The organism is Parendozoicomonas callyspongiae, from assembly GCF_023502345.1.
Taxonomy (GTDB): Bacteria; Pseudomonadota; Gammaproteobacteria; order Pseudomonadales; family Endozoicomonadaceae; genus Sansalvadorimonas; species Sansalvadorimonas callyspongiae.
Map to the genome: position 1 here is coordinate 1 of NZ_JAMFLX010000131.1, position 719 is coordinate 719.

Below are 719 nucleotides of genomic sequence, written 5' to 3' on the forward strand. Positions count from 1 at the left end.
ACAGGAGTGATCAATTGCCTGGCCACCTTCCCCGACGGCCGCGTGCTCTCAGGCTCTGATGATAAAACTCTGAAAGTCTGGGATCTGGCCAAGGAGCCAGGTCAGGAGTGTATCGCCACTCTGACGGGGCACACTGACGATATCAAATGCGTGGCCATCCTGCCCAATGGGCGGGTGATTTCGGGCTCATATGACAATAGTTTGAAAGTCTGGGATCTGGCCAGGAAGTCCGGTCAGGAGTGTATCGCTACCTTGACAGGGCACAGTAGCTGGGTGCTAGATGTGGCCATCTTTCCCGGTGGGCAGGTGGTCTCTGGCGCTTGTGACGGAATAAGGGTCTGGGATCTGGATCAGAAGCCTGGTCGGGAGTGTGTTGCTGCTTTGAGGCATCGCAACTATTGGGGCGGCGTGACTATCCTCCCCGATGAGCGGGTGATTACAGGTGGTGCTACTGCCGGTTCTCTGAAACTTTGGGACTTGACCAGGGGGGCAGGCCATGAATGTGTCGCCACTCTGGAAGGGCACAGTGGGCTGATCAGATGTGTGGTCGTCCATCCCGATGGACAGGTGATCTCAAATTCTGGCGACAACACGCTGAAACTCTGGGATCTGAACAAGAAGGCTCCAGATGATATGTGTATTGCCACCTTGAGTGGTCACAATGATTTTGTCAAATGTATGGTCGTCCATCCCGATGGACGGGTGGTCTCAGCCTCTGA

Annotated in this window: 1 protein-coding gene; it reads left to right on the forward strand. The window is 55.1% G+C overall.

What is annotated here, in order from left to right:
* Positions 1-719, forward strand: a 719-nt coding sequence (locus M3P05_RS20625) for a WD40 repeat domain-containing protein (protein WP_249702028.1), incomplete at both ends; no start/stop codon positions are given.